This is a genomic window from Pseudomonas sp. SIMBA_041 (genome assembly GCF_046535095.1).
GTDB lineage: Bacteria > Pseudomonadota > Gammaproteobacteria > Pseudomonadales > Pseudomonadaceae > Aquipseudomonas > Aquipseudomonas mucoides.
In genome coordinates this window covers 1-289 of the sequence record NZ_JAWRXJ010000173.1, presented here as the reverse complement: position 1 = coordinate 289, position 289 = coordinate 1, and the positions used below count along the sequence as shown (strand labels likewise).

Sequence of the window (289 nt, the reverse complement as noted above, 5' to 3'; positions counted from 1 at the left end):
CGCAATCGCCGCCGTTGCCGCCGAGCCGATCGACGTGCCCGAGACCGTGAAAATCGGCGCGTATTTTGTGACAGAAGCCGACCGTGTCGCGCAGCGTCTCGATGACCTTCTGGACGGTCGGCAGGCCCGCCTGGTCGAAGGCAAGAGCGAGAAGGCGCTCGAGCGGATTAAAGGGTTGGTCGAGATTCGCGTCGCGCTGCGTGAGCTGATGCGCGCGGAGCGCGACGACGACATGGACGATGCGACGCTCGAAGCGATGCGTGTGCGGCTCAATCGTGTGTACGACGGC

1 protein-coding gene is annotated in these 289 nt (G+C 64.7%); it reads left to right on the top strand.

Annotated elements, in window-relative coordinates; all coding sequences use genetic code 11:
• A partial coding sequence (locus tag SB725_RS30720; protein ID WP_410923136.1) for a hypothetical protein occupies positions 1–289 on the top strand: 289 nt, incomplete at both ends.